This is a genomic window from Paenibacillus sp. 19GGS1-52, assembly GCF_022369515.1.
Taxonomy (GTDB): domain Bacteria; phylum Bacillota; class Bacilli; order Paenibacillales; family Paenibacillaceae; genus Paenibacillus_AQ.
In genome coordinates this window covers 1,059,298-1,075,741 of record NZ_CP059724.1, presented here as the reverse complement: position 1 = coordinate 1,075,741, position 16,444 = coordinate 1,059,298, and the positions used below count along the sequence as shown (strand labels likewise).

The 16,444-nt window shown below is 43.9% G+C and carries 19 protein-coding genes; 5 read left to right on the top strand and 14 right to left on the bottom strand.

What is annotated here, in order from left to right; genetic code table 11:
• Window positions 1–135: 135 nt before the first annotated feature.
• The 4 genes from H1230_RS05000 to H1230_RS04985 are packed head-to-tail and all read right to left on the bottom strand — an operon-like array spanning window position 136 to window position 2,649.
• Window positions 136–561: a protein-tyrosine phosphatase family protein gene (locus H1230_RS05000; protein WP_239714479.1), complete on the bottom strand. Its 426-nt coding sequence runs from the start codon at window positions 559–561 to the stop codon at window positions 136–138.
• Complete coding sequence (gene arsC, locus H1230_RS04995; protein ID WP_239714478.1) at window positions 562–981, bottom strand: arsenate reductase (thioredoxin); 420 nt, start codon at window positions 979–981, stop codon at window positions 562–564. It abuts the gene before it with no gap.
• Between the two features lie 20 nt (window positions 982–1,001).
• A complete protein-coding gene (locus tag H1230_RS04990) occupies window positions 1,002–2,291 on the bottom strand; it encodes an arsenic transporter (protein WP_275591117.1) in 1,290 nt (429 codons plus the stop codon).
• A gap of 31 nt (window positions 2,292–2,322) precedes the next feature.
• Complete coding sequence (locus H1230_RS04985) at window positions 2,323–2,649, bottom strand: ArsR/SmtB family transcription factor (RefSeq protein ID WP_239714477.1); 327 nt, start codon at window positions 2,647–2,649, stop codon at window positions 2,323–2,325.
• A gap of 135 nt (window positions 2,650–2,784) precedes the next feature.
• Here H1230_RS04985 and H1230_RS04980 point away from each other — a divergent pair, with 135 nt between their 5' ends.
• The 4 genes from H1230_RS04980 (at window position 2,785) to H1230_RS04965 (ending at window position 5,045) form a co-directional block, all read left to right on the top strand.
• Window positions 2,785–3,234, top strand: a complete 450-nt coding sequence (locus H1230_RS04980; protein WP_239714476.1) for a MarR family winged helix-turn-helix transcriptional regulator — start codon at window positions 2,785–2,787, stop codon at window positions 3,232–3,234.
• Between the two features lie 63 nt (window positions 3,235–3,297).
• Window positions 3,298–4,134, top strand: coding sequence for an arsenite methyltransferase (locus H1230_RS04975; RefSeq protein ID WP_239714475.1), 837 nt, complete (start codon window positions 3,298–3,300; stop codon window positions 4,132–4,134).
• Window positions 4,135–4,153: 19 nt separating this feature from the next.
• Window positions 4,154–4,648, top strand: a complete 495-nt coding sequence (locus H1230_RS04970) for an arsinothricin resistance N-acetyltransferase ArsN1 family A (RefSeq protein ID WP_239714474.1) — start codon at window positions 4,154–4,156, stop codon at window positions 4,646–4,648.
• Window positions 4,649–4,835: 187 nt separating this feature from the next.
• Window positions 4,836–5,045 (top strand): ATP-binding protein, encoded by a 210-nt coding sequence (locus tag H1230_RS04965; protein ID WP_345773431.1) that lies wholly within the window; start codon window positions 4,836–4,838, stop codon window positions 5,043–5,045.
• A gap of 96 nt (window positions 5,046–5,141) precedes the next feature.
• Here the strand turns inward: H1230_RS04965 and H1230_RS04960 are convergent, their stop codons facing one another.
• Together H1230_RS04960 and H1230_RS04955 are read right to left on the bottom strand one after the other, a co-directional pair.
• The gene (locus H1230_RS04960; RefSeq protein ID WP_239717102.1) at window positions 5,142–6,092 is read right to left on the bottom strand and encodes an SDR family NAD(P)-dependent oxidoreductase; all 951 of its coding nucleotides are present in this window, start codon (window positions 6,090–6,092) and stop codon (window positions 5,142–5,144) included.
• Window positions 6,082–7,020 (bottom strand): MBL fold metallo-hydrolase, encoded by a 939-nt coding sequence (locus tag H1230_RS04955; RefSeq protein ID WP_239714473.1) that lies wholly within the window; start codon window positions 7,018–7,020, stop codon window positions 6,082–6,084. Before H1230_RS04955 ends, H1230_RS04960 begins: the two co-directional genes overlap by 11 nt.
• A 144-nt stretch (window positions 7,021–7,164) precedes the next feature.
• On the opposite strand from H1230_RS04955, the gene H1230_RS04950 reads away from it, so the two are divergent.
• Complete coding sequence (locus H1230_RS04950; RefSeq protein ID WP_239714472.1) at window positions 7,165–7,785, top strand: TetR/AcrR family transcriptional regulator; 621 nt, start codon at window positions 7,165–7,167, stop codon at window positions 7,783–7,785.
• A 228-nt stretch (window positions 7,786–8,013) separates the two neighbouring features.
• Here H1230_RS04950 and atzF read toward each other — a convergent pair whose 3' ends face one another.
• Genes atzF through biuH form a run of 8 tightly spaced genes read right to left on the bottom strand, consistent with a single transcriptional unit; the run spans window position 8,014 to window position 16,213 of the window.
• Complete coding sequence (gene atzF / locus H1230_RS04945; protein WP_239714471.1) at window positions 8,014–9,759, bottom strand: allophanate hydrolase; 1,746 nt, start codon at window positions 9,757–9,759, stop codon at window positions 8,014–8,016.
• 23 nt (window positions 9,760–9,782) lie between these two features.
• Window positions 9,783–11,399 (bottom strand): PucR family transcriptional regulator, encoded by a 1,617-nt coding sequence (locus H1230_RS04940; protein WP_239714470.1) that lies wholly within the window; start codon window positions 11,397–11,399, stop codon window positions 9,783–9,785.
• A gap of 4 nt (window positions 11,400–11,403) precedes the next feature.
• Entirely contained in the window at window positions 11,404–11,841 is a 438-nt protein-coding gene (locus H1230_RS04935) for a cupin domain-containing protein (protein ID WP_239714469.1), read from the bottom strand.
• Window positions 11,838–12,908 carry a cyanuric acid amidohydrolase gene (atzD, locus tag H1230_RS04930; RefSeq protein ID WP_239714468.1) on the bottom strand — a complete coding sequence of 357 codons (1,071 nt, stop codon included), beginning with the start codon at window positions 12,906–12,908 and terminating at the stop codon, window positions 11,838–11,840. The genes H1230_RS04935 and atzD overlap by 4 nt, the downstream gene beginning before the upstream one ends.
• Window positions 12,905–13,657: an ABC transporter permease gene (locus H1230_RS04925; RefSeq protein WP_239714467.1), complete on the bottom strand. Its 753-nt coding sequence runs from the start codon at window positions 13,655–13,657 to the stop codon at window positions 12,905–12,907. The genes atzD and H1230_RS04925 overlap by 4 nt, the downstream gene beginning before the upstream one ends.
• Window positions 13,654–14,451 carry an ABC transporter ATP-binding protein gene (locus H1230_RS04920; protein WP_239714466.1) on the bottom strand — a complete coding sequence of 266 codons (798 nt, stop codon included), beginning with the start codon at window positions 14,449–14,451 and terminating at the stop codon, window positions 13,654–13,656. Before H1230_RS04920 ends, H1230_RS04925 begins: the two co-directional genes overlap by 4 nt.
• Before the next feature lie 11 nt (window positions 14,452–14,462).
• Window positions 14,463–15,497 (bottom strand): ABC transporter substrate-binding protein, encoded by a 1,035-nt coding sequence (locus H1230_RS04915; RefSeq protein WP_239714465.1) that lies wholly within the window; start codon window positions 15,495–15,497, stop codon window positions 14,463–14,465.
• Window positions 15,498–15,499: 2 nt separating this feature from the next.
• Window positions 15,500–16,213 carry a biuret amidohydrolase gene (gene biuH, locus H1230_RS04910; RefSeq protein WP_239714464.1) on the bottom strand — a complete coding sequence of 238 codons (714 nt, stop codon included), beginning with the start codon at window positions 16,211–16,213 and terminating at the stop codon, window positions 15,500–15,502.
• Window positions 16,214–16,444: the final 231 nt, after the last annotated feature.

Genomic DNA, 16,444 nt, shown 5'->3' with positions numbered 1-16,444 from the left:
TTTGAGTATAATTCAGATAATGACAATAATCAAGTAACAAATATTGATTATTGTCATTATTTTAATTTCGAATATTTCACCCAGCAAAAAGACAAATAAAGCCCGCTCGTAATGAGCGGACTTCTCAGACAACTTCTATGGATAGAAACTCAGCAATACTTGGCGCATCTCCGGTTTAATATTGATGTCCGGACGTTTCTCTTTGGCTATACGCTCCGCTTCCTCCACGCTGGACGCCAATCCCAATTCCAGTAACACTCCCGTAGCTACAGTACCGGTGCGATTGCGTCCACCCGAACAATGAAAATATACGGTTCGACCGCTATTCACCGCCTCTGTAACAGCCAGTATGGCAGCCTGTACCGAGGCTTCTTGCCCTGCGGCATCTTCTACAATCGGATAATGATGGCGGGTTACATGTGCGGGAAAGCCTTCTGCCTGAGTTCCCTGATCTCGCAGATCATAGACATCCGAGATCGTCTGCTCCTGTAATGCCTGCAGCAGAGCGGCCTCCCCGCCTATATATATTTTCCCTTCAACTAACTCATGATAATTAGCCATTTACACACCCGTTTCAGCGAACTGTTTAATACGCTCGCCGACCTGATCACGAACACGCTGGAATACCGCCCATTTCTCGGCATCCGTTCCTTGTGCTTTGGCTGGATCATCGAAGCCCCAATGCTCACGCTTCACCTTTGGCGGTGTAATCGGACATTTATCTGCGGCATCTCCGCATAAGGTTACAACTAAATCCGCCTGATTCAAAAGGGTAGCGTCGATAATATCGGATGTATGTGCGGAGATATCAATCCCCACTTCATTCATCGCCTGCACTGCCTTTGGATTCAGACCATGCGCTTCAATACCGGCGCTGTATACATTCCAGCTATCTCCCAAATATTGCTTGGCCCAGCCTTCAGCCATCTGGCTCCGGCAAGAGTTGCCTGTACATAGGAAATAAAGAGTTTTTTTGTCCATGTGTGATTATCTCCTTTAAGTTAAATGATGGTCAGCCATAGATAAAGTCCCAATAGGGTAATAAACAACGTCGGGATGGTCAAGATAATCCCTGTCTTAAAGTAGGCGCCCCAGGAGATCTTCACGCCTTTGGTGGAGAGAACATGCAGCCACAGCAGTGTGGCAAGCGAACCGATCGGGGTTATTTTGGGCCCTAAGTCGGAACCAATCACATTTGCATAAATTAAAGCTTCTCTAACGATTCCTGACGTGTGCGTTGCATCGATAGCCAGCGCATCAATCATAACCGTAGGCATATTGTTCATCACCGATGAAATAAAAGCTGCAATAAAGCCCATCCCCATCGTTGCGGCGAATAGTCCATGTTCAGCAGTCGCCTGAATCACATCAGCCAATATATCTGTAAGCCCGGCATTGCGCAATCCGTACACAACGACATACATCCCGATGGAAAAGAAAACGATGGCCCAAGGTGCTCCTTTGAGCACCTCCTTCGTATTCACGGAAGGACTTCTTCTGGCCATAAGCAGAAAGAAGATCGCGATAACTCCGGCTACCGCTGAAACTGGAATATTCAGGAATTCACTGACGAAATATCCTATTAGCAGCACAGCCAGCACAATCCAGGATACCTTGAACATCTGCTTGTCCTTGATTGCCTCATACGGATTCTTCAGCTGAGAGCTGTCAAACTGCCTTGGAATACTTTTGCGGAAAAATAAATAAAGTACCAGAATACTCGCAGCCAAGGAAAACAGTGTTGGCACAATCATATGGCCCGCGTATTCCATAAAGCTCAGTCCGAAGAAGTCGGCCGATACGATGTTGACCAAATTGCTGACCACTAGCGGCAATGAGGTAGTATCCGCAATAAATCCACAGGCGATAATAAACGGGAAGACTTTTTTCTCATCAAATTTCAAGGCTCGTACCATGGCAAGCACAATCGGAGTCAGGATCAGCGCCGCTCCATCATTGGCAAAAAAAGCAGCGACGACCGCACCCAGCAAGGTGACATAAATAAACATTCTTGTTCCGCTTCCGCGAGCGGCTCTGGCCATATGTAACGCAGCCCATTCGAAAAAGCCGATTTTGTCCAGAATCAAGGAGATTAGGATAATGGCTACAAAGGCTAATGTAGCGTTCCATACAATCAGAGTCACATCGATAACATCACTGAAATTCACTACGCCAACAAGTAATGCCAATATCGCGCCGCCGCATGCGGACCAGCCAATGGATAGATTCTTCGGCTGCCAGATGACAAATATTAAGGTTGTTACGAATATTAGGCAGGATAGAAACACCACTGTATAAACCCCCACTTTTTTTCTAATCTCATCATTTACATGAAGCAACAATCTCTTCTTTATTCAATAAAGACAGGATAGCTTTGGAATCGGGCATCTGATTCAGAACCGCCTGCAGAAAAGGCTTATTCTCAATACTCAAAGAGTAGTGTACCCACTGCCCACGTTTGCTCTCCTTTACGATACCTTGGCTCTTCAGCTTTCTTAAATGCTGGCTAATCGCGGGCTGCGAAATATCAAAAATTTCTACAAATTCACATACACACCATTCCCGCTCTTTCAGCAGCGCAAGCATAGTCAGCCGTGTCCTGTCACCCAGCAGCTTTAAGTCATCCGCAATCTCCGTCAATAGGTCCATGCCTGGTCCTCCTTCCATTCCTTATATAAGCGTTTGATTATATACTAAAGGGAGTGTTCCCAAAAATCAATAAGCAAAATATTAATTGCACATTGCAATAATATGAGTTATAACTGAAGTATGAGGTGACACATAATGGAGAACACACGCGAGTTGTTTCAGATCATGACCCGGCGCTTCGGCCTGCTAAATAAGAACTGCTGCAGCGTTGGCGGTTGCGATATCTCCTTAGCGCAAAGCCATCTGCTGTATGAGATTGATCGACGGCAAAATCCCTCCATGCAGCAGGTTGCCGAAACCTTGGCGATCGATATTACAACTTTTAGCCGGCAAGTACAATCCTTAATAAAGATGGACCTGGTCAAAAAAACAGCTGATCCCAGTGACCGCAGAGTATTCACACTCTCTCTCACGGTTCAGGGTAAATTCGTGGCCACAACCATTGATCAGCAGATGAATGATTACCTGAATGAAGTATTCTCGTATATGAGCGAGTTTGAGAAAGAAACCGTACTGCGTTCCGTGCAGATTTTTAATGAGGCTATGGGGAAATCAAGCAGATGTTGTGCACCCATCACCGGGTGATTTCTCTTATCATATAGTTGCAAATTGCAAATATATTTCAATATTATGGAGGAGTGATTACGTATGAACAAGCTCACAAATGACCAAATCCGTCAAAAGGTCCGCAGCCGGTATCAACAAATTGCCGTGCAAACTGTGGAACCCAACTCATCTCGCTGTTTTACAGACAGTGAAGACAGTGCAGAACGTTCCGGAAGCTGCTGCAGTACTCCCACAGATTTTAATACCATCTCTACTAAGCTGGGTTATTCTGCAGATGAACTGCAGGCAGTTCCCGAGGGGGCGAATTTGGGATTAGGCTGTGGAAATCCCGGTGCTATCGCCGATATGCAAGCCGGTGAGACCGTGCTGGATTTAGGCAGCGGCGGTGGGTTTGATTGTTTTCTGGCCTCTCGCCAGGTCGGTGCAGACGGTCATGTTTTGGGAATCGATATGACACCGGAGATGATTAGCCGTGCACGCGATAATGCCATAAAGGGGCATTTTAGCAATACAGAGTTCCGGTTGGGAGAGATCGAACATCTCCCCGTTGCCGACAATACAGTGAATGCCATTATCTCCAACTGTGTAATTAACCTTTCCCCTGATAAACAGCAGGTCTTCCATGAAGCCTTCCGGGTTCTTAAGCCAGGTGGCCGTCTCGCCATTTCCGACATCGTAACTACCGCTGAACTGCCGCCGGAAATTAAAAATGATATGAATGAGTTATATTCGGGCTGCATCTCGGGCGCATCCTCCATCAGCGAAGTGAAGGTTATGCTTCAGCAAAGCGGCTTCTCCAACATTTCTATCGAGCCTAAAGATGAATCCAAGTCTTTTATCAAAGACTGGGTTCCCGGTGCTAACATAGACAACTACATCATCTCCGCGATTATTAAAGCAACTAAAGCTTATAGCTGAGCTATGGGGGATGAATAGGATGTCTACATTAGCATTTCGACTTGCAGCTTCCCACGATATCGAGCAAATCCGCTGCATCTATAATCAGGGAATTGAGGATCGGGTGGCCACGCTCGAAACGGAGCCCAAGGATCGGGTTTATATGGAAGCTTGGTTTCAGGAGCATCAAGGACGCTATCGTCCAATGGTAGTGGAAACGAACGGCAAGGTTATCGGTTGGGCTTCCCTGAATCCTTACTCCCATCGCTGTGCTTATAACGGTGTAGCCGACCTTTCTATTTATATTGACCGCGAGGTTCGTGGGCAGGGTGTTGGATCTGCTCTGCTTCAAGTCTTGGAAACCAAAGCGAAAGAGGAACAATTCCATAAAATCGTACTATTCACCTTTCCTTTTAATGTACTTGGTCAGGGTTTGTATCGGAGAATGGGCTACCGCGAGGTAGGTGTGTTTGAAAAACAAGGACTGATGGACCATCAATATATCGATGTGATGATTATGGAGAAAATGCTTTAACGCCTTCAGGAATAAAGCCGAGTGAAAATCAGGAGTAACCACCTGAGATCCACTCGGCTTGTTCGTCGTCAAAGCAGTCATCTCCTCCCAAAAACAAACAGTCTATATAGGAGAAAATTAAACATTCATATAGAAATATTGACAAAGAACAGAGAGGGAGGATAAGAGTGGAATTTGGCGAAAATGAATTGATGGAGAAGGAATCCCGAAGAATACATTAAACCGTATATTTGATCCATTCTTTACAACAAAGGGAAAAGGGACAGGTATAGGATTGTCGATTTGCAAACAACTGATCGAAATGTATGGCGGACGAATCCAGATCGATTCAGAAGTACGGATAGGAACGAATGTGACGGTTATTTTACCATGGGTACGCCGTGATCAATTATATTAAGTACTACTAAAATTATAAACCTAGCCATCTGCCGAATAGTGGATACGATTTGGATAAGGTGATTATTTTTGCTTTCTTTTTATTACCTGCAGTGTTCTATTGATTAAGCGCTGTTAATTCCACACTGGTTCTCCATAAATCTTTTCTATTCTCCTTGTTATAAGAAAGGACTGAAGATTTGATTTCCTTTGTACCTTCAAAATATTTCCCTGTCGTTGTATCCAATTCAGGTTTAGTAACTAGAGATGCTAATGCTTTGCCTGATTTGCCAATCGTATGCACCTTGGGATGAACTAAAATTAATAAAGATAGAATATATTTCGAGACAAATCTCAGAAAAGGAGAGTAACTTCGAGCAAGCCCCGTTCCAGGCATCAATCCTGGGTCAAAAGCATTTACTGTAATGTTTTTATTTGTTTGCTGTGTTATTCTTTCTGCTAATTCATAAGTACAGTAAATATTACATAATTTCGAAGTCGTATAGCTGCGTCTTCCTATTGAACCTGTCTCTTCTTTTGAACCCATTTCCTTAGGATAGGCCAGTAATCTCGCATTTTCATATTTGGGTTCAGGCATTCCAGTTTTTTGTAACGGATCATGCGTTCCACTACTAACAAAAACGATTCTTCCTGCATCCGATATATTTTCAAGCAGCAGATTTACTAGTAAAAAATGACCCGGATGGTTTACCCCAAACGTTAGCTCGAATCCATCCTTTGTATATTGTGCTTTGTTAACGACCTGAATTCCTGCATTACATACAATCGCATATAAAGGGGGCAATTTAGCATCTGAAAATCGGATCACAAAATCTCTAACAGATTCTATAGAGGAAAGATCAAGCTCTAACGAAATGATGTTGTCATTTCCCGTTTCTTTAATCAGCGAATTCACTGCTTCTTGTGCTTTCGTTGCGTTACGGCAAGCTATGACAATTTGATTTTTTTTATTATCTTTCGCAATATTTTTAGCACATGCATAACCTAATCCCGTATTCCCGCCTGTTATTATAAATGTTTTTTCACTTGAAGTTCTTTCATTTTCCATTTTCAATCCTCAACATCTCCCCATGGATTAGAACATTTAATGCAGCCGTATCCAATTGCCGTCGCTCCCATTCCGCATAAAGCCTATCTAGCGCTTCCTTTGGTGTATCATCCGCTAGGAAAAATGCGCCGTAATGCATTGGAATAAAATGTTTACCTCCTGAATCTAGGAACGCTTGGATCGCCTCTTCTGGTGTTACATGCTGTTTAGACATAAACCACTCTGGCTCGTACGCCCCAATTGGCATCAACACATAATCCAGATTGTAACGCTGGCCGATCTCTGTGAATCCACGAAAGTACCCACTATCTCCGGCAAAATAGATTGAAGGCGCACTTCCTAGCTCTCTTTTCTCCTCTTGTATGACCCATCCACCCCAATGAGAGCGGTTGGTATCCCGTAGCGTACGCCTCGTCCAATGCTGCGTCGGTACAAAATCGATCTGAACACCTGCGATGGTTATACTCTGCCACCAGGCTAGCTCCTCAACCTTTCGAAAACCTTTGCGTAGAAGTTTCGCTTTGAGTCCTTCTGGCACGAGAATCACGGGATCTCCCTTAAGAGCCCTTAGCGACGGGAAATCCAAATGATCATAATGCCCATGTGAGATGAGTACAACATCTACCGAAGGCATCCTTTCTAACGGAATACCTGGTTCGGCCAGCCGTTTCTTAAAGGCCATACTCTTCGCCCACACGGGATCTGTTACGATGGTTAACCCACAATATCGCAATAAAAAAGTTGCATGCCCTATCCAAGTCATCGAGTTTTGACTCAACATCCCTTCAATATCTAGCGAACTCACTTGAGGAATAATATAAAAAAGATCTTTCTGCTTGGTTCTCCGCTCCTTGCGCCACTGCTGAAACCGCTTCATAGAGTTGTCCAATGCGACGCCGTCTACATTTTCATAAATCTTCTTGGGCATTTCGTTATTCCACCTTCAGTTTTAGTTAGATTCCCAAATTGCTATATCATCTTCGCCTATTGTATGATTACATTGTAAACATCATACTCCTGACATGTAGACAATGTCAACATTAATTCAACAAATAATAAGGGCGGTCTTCTTATGGATACACCAAATAAAAAAAACTATCATCACGGCGATCTTCGCCAAACACTGATTCATGTAGGAATAGAATTAATTTCCGAGAGTGGTGCATCCAGTCTTGATTTACGCAAAGTAGCCCGTATGGCGGGAGTAAGCCATGCCGCCCCATATCGGCATTTTGCTGATAAAAAGGCCTTAATTGCGGCAATCAGCGAAGAGGGCTTTAACCTGCTAGCGCTAGAAATGGAACAAGCTATCTCATTGAAGGACAGCAGTGCTCATGAACAATTAAGAGGTATGGGACATGCCTATGTTCAATTTGCGATCACAAACCCATCACTGGTAAGAGAAATGTTCAGCGGATTAACTATTGAGCGTGAAGCTTATCCCTCTCTCTATGACGTCTCCAAAAAGCTGTTTCACATGATCGAAACCGTCGTAATCATCGGACAAGAGACAGGTAATATTAAAAAAAGTGACAGCAATGAGCTAACCTGCGCCATTTGGTCCATGATGCATGGCACAGCCATATTAATTATCGAGAACCAACTAAAGCCCGTTACCATGCAAATTAACGGAATTGAACATATTACCGAAGTTTGTATGGATTCCTTGATTCTGGGTCTAGGAGCTAGCTAAGATCTGGGAAATCGAACCTATGACCTAGAACATTGCTAGTCGATTGTTTGTTATTGTAGGGTTCGCTACATATCTTGTATATCCCGAAAAGGCTGCCGAATGAATTCGGCAGCCTTTTTTGCTATGAGCTAGCTTACTACGTGACTCCTTCTGACTCCTTTTCACCAGATAATGAACACCTATAGTTAATGAAGCAAGGCCTGCAAGAATTGAAATATTAGCCCACAGCTACACATTTTTCCAACTACCGACAGCAGTGATATCCTCTGCCCCTGTCTCTGCATAAGCTTCACAGACAAATCCAGGAATCTCCGAACCATCTTGGAGTTCAACTTTACCCATACCCAACGGAGCAGGTATTAAAGCTGCAAAATAACCAAATCGATCTAGAGGCATTTCCCATACTTCCAAATGAATAGAAGCTCCCCCTCTTGCCTTCTTAATAAGACCGGGTTTAGAGGGGGTCGTCGGTAGCTTAACCATCTGATATTTGGTCGCTGTATGCTCTTCGCGGATAAATCGTGCTCCAAATTCATGCATTTGTTTCTCTAATGGAAACCCTCGCATATGTAAACCACATACAGCCACTAAAGTTGTTTCTACCCGCAATGGGCTAAAGCGTTGTAAGATATCCTGAAACAAATCCGCAGCGCCACAAATTAAATCTTCGTTCTCAGCAAGCGCAAAAAACGTGATCCCAAACGGAGTGTCCTCCGCAGCATGACCTGCTGGAACAGCAACTGCACATAAATCCAATAGATTACAATGATTCGTATACCGCCCCATATCACTGTTGGTGCCTATCGGATCCTGCCGAACCTGATCCCGGGTCCAGGTTCCACCACAAGTAGGCATGATCATCACAGCATTGTTCATCAGATTTCTGGTAATCCTCTTCATCTCTTGCAGTTTATGCATGGCCTGAAACACAGAAGCAGCCGTATGTTTGTCATCCGCACCAGAACGTAATACTTTCTCGGTTACAGGATTGGATATCCCTCTGTGCGAATCTATAAAGGGGCCCAAATCGGCCCAACGTTCAGCGACCCATGGACCCTCATAAAGAATCGCAGCCGCTTGCGCGAAGATATCATAATCAATGTATTCGATCACCAGGTTCATCTTTTGCAAGTTCTTTATCGCAGCATTCCATGCACTACGATACTCATTCGCATGGGGGCCATAGAAATCGAGTGCTGTCTTCGGTAAATACATCATTTTCGGAAGTCTTAGGTGGGGTTGTGGGTAATCTTTGGACCAGGGATCTGACTTGTCTATACCGCGTGCTGCGGCATCTACCTCTAAAGCTTCCTCTATGGAGTGGGTAAATACAGTCACGCAATCGAGGCTAGCACAGGCCGGAACTACACCTTTTGTCGGCCAAGCACCTAAACTTGGTTTATAGCCCACTAGATTATTCAGCGCAGCTGGAACTCGACCAGAACCTGCTGTATCCGTCCCAAAAGCAAAAGCCGCCTGGCCGCGCGCAACAGCAACCGCCGAGCCGGAACTGGACCCACCGCTTATTAGTTCTTTGCGCAACGCATTATTTGTTTCACCATATGGACTTCGTGTTCCCACCAAACCTGTGGCAAACTGATCCAGATTGGTCTTGCCAAGAGGTATCGCTCCGGCCTGTATCATTCGATCCACTACTACAGCATGTTCAGTGGGGAGATAAGAGAATTCGGGACAACCTGCTGTTGTCTCTACCCCTTCCAAATCTATATTATCTTTGATTGCAAACGGAATGCCCCACAGTGGAGAAGTCGCAAGATCCAGTGTTTTCAGTCGGTCTAAATAGAACGATAGTTGAACCATTGTAGGCGGAACAATCCAAATATTCATATCAGCATCTTCAATCGAACGGTTAATGATCTCTTGAATAATCTCTTCAGGCGTGATCAATTGGGCTGTATACATGTCCCGTAACCACTTTATAGATAATACACGCGGGATAGCAATGGAGTTCATAGCGACACCTTCCCCTTTGGAATTCATTCTATTTCTACCGGTCTCATCTCATTTAATTTCACTGCAAAATGAAGCTGCAGCATATCATCCCCGCTATCTAAACTTATACCTAGAATCTCACACACTCGTTCAATTCTATAGGTTACCGTATTATAGTGAGTAAACAGCTCCAGAGAAGTTTTCTTCGCATTTCTATTATGCTTCAGATACACCTTCAGAGTATGGAATAGCAAGGTATTATGCTTGGCATCATAATTCAACATGGGGACAATATATCGGTCCCGGTAATCATTTATTTCTTCAACATCCGGCAAGAGATACAGCAATTGAAATATACCAAGCTTCTTATAATCAATGTAAGCTTCTCTATAATCACAAATCGTACTGATATGATGAATTTTCTTCACATCGCTATAACTTTTAAACAATTTATCCGGATACTCTACCCCATTCCCCAAGCATATAGAATATTTCTCTGTGCCAAATTGTGCCTGGATGTCCGCAAAAATCATATCTAAGGTTGTATTCAAATTACTTTGCGGGGGGAGAGATACAACAAAGGTCAAGTCGCCTTCCAATAGGGTTACTTGAATATTTGGACAAAAGGACTTGATCCGAATTTTCTTGACAGCCTGCAGCAGTTCCTTCGTTGTTGGCTTGTTGTCCAACCAGCGGACTAATCCCACATAAAGTCGATGATCCTTCTCCAAGGGACATCCACAAGCCTCTGCTCGAATATTGAGGTCCTCCATCGTGACCATTCGGCCAGATATCCAATCTTGTAGAAATTGATCAATATATTTGGATTCCACTTCCCGGCGGGCGTGGGCATTAATCATTTCCAATCCTACCAGAACACCTACCCGATCAATGGTCAATTGATCCACAACTGATGACTCTTGATTCCACTCTAAGAGAATAAGCAGACAATTATTGTATTGTTTATCATTAACTGCAGAGATATAAACGCGAGTTCGACGTTCACCTATAGTAATGAAGCTAATCCCTAAATTACTATCGTCACGCATTTGAGACCAAATAAGAGCATTATCCATCAACTGTACTACTTGCTCGGCTTGGGGAGAAAGAAACAAATGATCCGAGTCATCCAGCAGGATGATCGGATTATTCACCATCGCATCAAGCGACTGCAAGAACTCTTCGATTCCTTTTCCATAGAGCAGCTTTTGGGACAGCTTTTGAAAACGACTCTGCAAAAGGGATAATTCTCTAGCTTCTTGAACTAAGACCCTCTCCATAATATCTCTAACAACATCGGAGAAGGAGACGGATAAGGGCAGTTCGAAAATAGGAAAATCCAACTGATTCGCCAATTCCAGCGCACGCTGTGGGATTTTATCAATATACCTTTTCGTTTTAATCCCTAATGCCGCTACACCTCTTTCCACCAGTTGTGGAATAATATCAGAAATTGCCTCAGGTTGATCTCGAAATGGAAATCCGCTAGTGATTAAGAATTCACCCGGCCTCACCCAATCGATTACATCAGGTACTTCCATTACATTGACCCGCGTGATGGTACGCTGCATACCATTCGCCCCCGCTAAAATCAGCGCATCCTTAAAGTCGGGTATTAATAGAACATCCCCGCAGGTAAAGCCGATCTTATTGTTAGTCATAGCTTCATTTCAATTTCATGGAATATATATCTTCCACAAGCTTCGTATTAAAGAATGTATTAGGCGGTGCTGTCTCTTGCTCAGCAGGCAAGAAGATACTTATTTGCTCCGTCGGCTGTTCATCGTCATTAGCTACGGAATGAATAACTCCAGCAGGAACATGAAAGGTATCACCCGCCTTGTAGGATTTCCATTCATCATTGCATAACAACTTCACCTTACCTACAGTAATATGAATAATTTCAGCTACATCATGATAATGTGGGAGGACTTGCCCACCTACATCAATTCGCTCCCAAAGAATAGAACTCGCTCTAATACCCATGCCGTCCGCTTCTTCCGCTGACAAGATCTCCCGATGGTATAAGTGAATATGATTGGGCATAAGTGCCCACGGATTTGCCTCACCAAGGAGAACCTTCGTTTCTTTTGCTGTGATCATGATTTCATCCCCCTTTTGAAAATAACCGCCACCGGACCACCGCCTGCCGGGCCTTGATGTTCTGCTCCCCCTGAAACGTAAATCATTGGATCCCCACATACGGAAGCAAGAACGCCACCTACGACAGCACGTGCGTGTCGGGTATGATTAATATCTGAATCATTTAACATGGTATGCCTGCGATTCCGAACATATCCGGTGGGGTCCGCTTCTGCTTTGGCTAATACTTGGACCCACTCATCCTCCTCATGTTTAGCTAAAAGCTTCCTCAAAACATCCGCGTCAATCGAATCCTTCATGACATCATGGTCAATATAAAATGGGCCTTCGGCACAATCCGAGTTGCCAAACACAATCACTTCACAGTAGTTCAGTTCACTCCCGGCTGAGGTCGAGGCCACGAAGCTGTATTGTTCCCAGTCCTGACAAATATCTGCTTCCTTTAAATCTGCTGCAGCGATCTCTTCTAAGGCAATCGCTACCCCGAGCGCAGAGGCTCCCCGTGAATACCCCATAGATTTATAAGTATCTTCCGTTACCACTGTCACCGATCTGCTGCTCGCATCCCGTAGATGCTCTGTAGTCAACAATGGGCACTTCACCTGCACAAAATGAACATCAGCGTTATCTGTAATCCCCGCTTCATAAATAGCTCGTTTGACGGCAGCAGCAACCTGCTCTACTTGCGTTAAACGTCCAATCTCCTCCGGCAGGAATTCAGGCGTCTTGGCCACACCTATAGCTAGTGACTTTCGGTCATACTTCAGATGTTCACTTACCGGGTTCCGACTGACAACAGCTAGGTGGGGGCTTAATATCCCTTCCGTCCCACCTGACATTACATAGGATATATGCTTAGCCTTCTCTCCAATATAGCCGGCAAAGAAATCCTGTACCGAACGAACTGCATAGCCACGTGTAAAATCATTTACACAGCCATTCCCTTCAGTTTTGCCCAATACTGCAATGACTTCACCGGGATGGATTACTGCCTGATCTACATATTCTTTGAGCGTCAACACATCACTTGGTGAGTTAATAGGCACACGTGTGACTGAACATTTCATATTTCATCCGCCCTTTGCCAGAATATTAATTTCTTCTCTATCCAGCTAATGGACCAGAATAGAAGCAGGCCACACACCGCTGAAGCTATGATCGCCGAGAACATTTGCGGAGTTTCCATATGATAGGAAGAGACCAGAACGACATAACCCAATCCTTTACTTGCACCCACGAATTCACCAACGATCGCACCTACAATTGCTAGCGAGGTTGATATCTTCAAGGCAGAGAACACATAAGGCAGACTAGTCGGTAAACGCAGCTTCCAAAAAATTTCCCACTTCGTACCTTTATAAGTAGAGAAGAGCTCCCAAGCTTCAAACTCTATCGCCTTTAATCCTTTAACGCTGTTTACGAGAATCGGAAAAAAGCAAATCAACATAGAGGCCACCACTTTCGAGCTAAACCCAGTGCCCAGCCATACCACCAGCAATGGAGCTAAAGCCACAAGCGGTGTCGTTTTCAAGGCAATCGCTAACGGAAACATGCCTTTCTCCAACGTTTTGGAATGGACAAAGAGGATTGCGGTGATAAACCCAAGGATATTAGCAAGAATAAACCCGGTTAAAGCTTCCGATAGCGTAACCAGCATATGTGAGCCTAGCTTCAGATCAATGACGGAAATGATTGCCGTAGGAGCAGGTAGCAGGTATAGGGGAATATCAAATATTTGTACAGCAAGCTCCCACAAGATTAGAAATCCCAGAGCAAAACCAACAGGGTACATACCGTTTTTCATCTTATTTATCATAGGTGTTTGACCTGCTTTCTTAGTTCATGAACCGTCCGAGAAAACTCGGGATGATCTTCCATCCCCACTTCCCTCGGACGCGGAAGAGGTACTGGAATAATATCCACTACTCCTGTAGGCCGTGGAGACATCATGACGACTCTGTCCGACATCATCACCGATTCATGAATAGAGTGGGTGACCATAACAACTGTACTCAGGCTGGTCTCAGAGCTTTCCCATAGACGAAGAAGTTCGAAATTCAGTTTCTCTCGTGTGAATTCATCCAAAGCTCCAAAAGGCTCGTCCATTAACAATACCGTTGGGTCGGCAGCCAAGGCTCGCGCAATCGCGATCCTCTGCTGCATGCCTCCGCTCAATTGATGCGGATAGTGATCTTTGAAATCCTGCAAACCCACAAGTTGTAGAGCTCCTTCAGCTTTCTCTCGAGCTTCCTTCTTCGAGAAAATCTTTTTATTCGTTCCTAAACTTAGAGATAACTCAATATTCTTTATGGCGGTTAGCCAAGGCATTAATATCGGTTTTTGAAAGACCATTCCAAGCGAAGTGGAATCCGAAGCAAAAGTCACCTCCCCTCCTTTATCCGGATGAAGTTGATTGAGCATTAATCGCAGCAAGGTTGATTTTCCACATCCGCTTGGCCCTAGAATCGTTAGGAATTCATTTTTATAAACATCTAGGTTCACATTATCCAGTACCTGTACGGTGTCAAAGGAGAGCGAACAATTCTTTAGAGTAACTGCCACTTCACGCTTAAGTGCCGAAGATACGTTTATTTCCTTCAGATTTGTCATATGCTCACCTCCTACTCCACAAATTCATTTGTAAATACTTTACTTAAGTCTTGCTCCTTCTTCAGGAAATCTAAATCCAATAAACTTTGTTGCAACGTACTCCATGCTTCGAGTTCCATTTTTCCAAGAGGGGGACTGTCAGGCTGCAACATAGGAATGCTGGCCTTCATCATATTGACTTCATGTTCAAGGTTCAGCGAGTCTCCATATTTCAATCCAAAGCCCGCGGCTTCCTCTGGGTTCTTGATAGCGTACTCCCAGCCCTTCATGGATGCCTGCACAAAGCTTTTGACCAGTGCCGGATCTTTATCGATTAGTCCCTGTGTGGTAAATAAAGTATCTGCATAAAAGTTAATGCCACTATCTATTGGCTTGATAATATTTACTTCTTCTCCCGCTTCTTCAACAGCCAGAACCTCATTAATTAAATATCCAGGCCACACCTTCACTTGACCGCTTAACAATGGACTCAAATCGAATTTCACGGGTATTTCCTTTATAGTTGAAGCATCTATCCCGGAACTTTGGACCATAGCCCGATAAGTTAGCTCTTCATTCCCGCCTAATTTCACGCCCACCTCTTGACCTTCAAGATCCTTCATAGTGGTGATATTTGATGATTTCAAGCTAAACAGCACGAAAGGAGTTTGGCGGTAAAGAGTAGCTATAGCGGTGACTGGCACTCCTTTTTCACGTCCTGATATGATTTGATCTGCCCCAGTAACCCCAAACTCCTCACTACCTGAAGCTACCATTTGTACTGCAGGAAAGTCAGATCCGCCTGGTCTAATTTCCACATCTAAACCAGCTTCTTTATAAAACCCTTTCTCCACAGCCGTATAAAATCCAGCAAATTGAGCTTGATGCACCCACTTTAGTCGCAACACCACTTTTTTCAAACTTTCAGGTTCCGTTGTCGTCGAATTTGCAGTTGCTGAATCCGTCGATGCACTGTTGATGTTATTATTCGCTCCGCATGCTGTTAAAAGAAACATAAGGACGGTTGCTAGGACTAACGATGACTTCTTAGATGATTTGATCCACATATTCATTCCTCCGTTAATTTTATTGGTAATTCCTGAAACTGTTGTAAAGCCTTCATCACATGGATGGAGTTGCTGACACTTCCGAAGACTCCACCTTGCATTGTCACCATCTTTAAAGCGGCCAAATGGTTACCCTTATCTGTAGCACCCGTGCAATCCTCGAGAATTAAACATTCATATCCTCTGTCGTTCGCCTCCCGCATGGTGGTATGCACGCATACGTCAGTTGTAATTCCCGTTAGAATTAAATGTGTAATTCCTCTATTCTTTAGAATCAAATCCAAATCGGTAGCATAAAAGCTGCCTTTACCCGGCTTATCAATAACAGGCTCTGTTTCAAGCGGCGTTAGTTCTTCAATAATCCCCCAACCGGGCTCACCTCTCACAAGAATCCGACCCGCAGGGCCCAAGGAACCGATTTCTGCCCCGACTTGCTTACTACGCCATTTCTTATTCGCAGGCAAGTCCGAAAGATCCGGTTTATGCCCTTCTCTAGTATGGATGACCGTAAAGCCCTCAATCTGTCGAACATGCGCTAAAAGTTTTCTTATGGGTGCAATCGCTTGAGAAGTTAACGACAGATCATAACCCATTTGTTCGACATACCCACCATTTCCACAAAAATCAATCTGCATATCAATAATCATGAGTGCTGTCTTTCGAGGATCAATAACACCATCGTAGGGCCAATGATAGGGAATAGCTTCAATTTTCATAATTAATCGTTCCCCTTTCATTCATTATTCAATGTTATATTACATAACATTAATTCAGTTAGTTGTTCATGTGTTAAAGTATATTACAAAAAAAAGCGAAAGTCTTTATGATTTTTACGAAAATCTTAATGTTTTACTTGTTAATTTTTATAAACATATCATTTAACGTTATATTATATTACATATCTAGCCAATTAACTCCCTTTATCTGAAAATCAAATGTTGACTTCA

Excerpts from the sequence above, each read along its gene's own strand:
- H1230_RS05000 (WP_239714479.1), bottom strand. The coding sequence starts at position 561 with ATGGCTAATTATCATGAGTTAGTTGAAGGGAAAATATATATAGGCGGG.
- arsC (WP_239714478.1), bottom strand. The coding sequence starts at position 981 with ATGGACAAAAAAACTCTTTATTTCCTATGTACAGGCAACTCTTGCCGG.
- H1230_RS04985 (WP_239714477.1), bottom strand. The coding sequence starts at position 2,649 with ATGGACCTATTGACGGAGATTGCGGATGACTTAAAGCTGCTGGGTGAC.
- H1230_RS04980 (WP_239714476.1), top strand. The coding sequence starts at position 2,785 with ATGGAGAACACACGCGAGTTGTTTCAGATCATGACCCGGCGCTTCGGC.
- H1230_RS04975 (WP_239714475.1), top strand. The coding sequence starts at position 3,298 with ATGAACAAGCTCACAAATGACCAAATCCGTCAAAAGGTCCGCAGCCGG.
- H1230_RS04970 (WP_239714474.1), top strand. The coding sequence starts at position 4,154 with ATGTCTACATTAGCATTTCGACTTGCAGCTTCCCACGATATCGAGCAA.
- H1230_RS04960 (WP_239717102.1), bottom strand. The coding sequence starts at position 6,092 with ATGGAAAATGAAAGAACTTCAAGTGAAAAAACATTTATAATAACAGGC.
- H1230_RS04955 (WP_239714473.1), bottom strand. The coding sequence starts at position 7,020 with ATGCCCAAGAAGATTTATGAAAATGTAGACGGCGTCGCATTGGACAAC.
- H1230_RS04950 (WP_239714472.1), top strand. The coding sequence starts at position 7,165 with ATGGATACACCAAATAAAAAAAACTATCATCACGGCGATCTTCGCCAA.
- atzF (WP_239714471.1), bottom strand. The coding sequence starts at position 9,759 with ATGAACTCCATTGCTATCCCGCGTGTATTATCTATAAAGTGGTTACGG.
- H1230_RS04940 (WP_239714470.1), bottom strand. The coding sequence starts at position 11,399 with ATGACTAACAATAAGATCGGCTTTACCTGCGGGGATGTTCTATTAATA.
- H1230_RS04935 (WP_239714469.1), bottom strand. The coding sequence starts at position 11,841 with ATGATCACAGCAAAAGAAACGAAGGTTCTCCTTGGTGAGGCAAATCCG.
- atzD (WP_239714468.1), bottom strand. The coding sequence starts at position 12,908 with ATGAAATGTTCAGTCACACGTGTGCCTATTAACTCACCAAGTGATGTG.
- H1230_RS04925 (WP_239714467.1), bottom strand. The coding sequence starts at position 13,657 with ATGATAAATAAGATGAAAAACGGTATGTACCCTGTTGGTTTTGCTCTG.
- H1230_RS04920 (WP_239714466.1), bottom strand. The coding sequence starts at position 14,451 with ATGACAAATCTGAAGGAAATAAACGTATCTTCGGCACTTAAGCGTGAA.
- H1230_RS04915 (WP_239714465.1), bottom strand. The coding sequence starts at position 15,497 with ATGTGGATCAAATCATCTAAGAAGTCATCGTTAGTCCTAGCAACCGTC.
- biuH (WP_239714464.1), bottom strand. The coding sequence starts at position 16,213 with ATGAAAATTGAAGCTATTCCCTATCATTGGCCCTACGATGGTGTTATT.